At 49.4% G+C, this 255-nt stretch carries 1 protein-coding gene; it reads left to right on the forward strand.

Going from position 1 to position 255, the window contains the following annotated elements; translation table 11 throughout:
• Nucleotides 1-255 (forward strand): type VI secretion system contractile sheath domain-containing protein (locus tag NNO02_RS23935; protein ID WP_271455916.1); only part of this gene is annotated, 255 nt, incomplete at both ends.

Consider the following 255-nt stretch of genomic DNA (forward strand, 5'->3'; position numbering starts at 1 on the left):
TGTGGTGCGGCCTGAAGTCGCTGGTCGACAAAACAGATTTCCGCCAGAACGTGAAAATCGAACTGCTGGATATGTCCAAAGAGGAGCTGCGCCAGGATTTTGAAGACAGCCCGGAAGTGACTCAGAGTGGACTGTATAAACAAACCTATATTGATGAATACGATACCCCTGGCGGAGAGCCTGTTGCCGCACTGATTTCTTCGTATGAGTTCGATGCCTCAGCGCAGGATGTCGCATTACTGCGTAATATTTCGA

This window comes from Citrobacter sp. Awk 2 (genome assembly GCF_028069815.1).
Lineage (GTDB): Bacteria > Pseudomonadota > Gammaproteobacteria > Enterobacterales > Enterobacteriaceae > Citrobacter.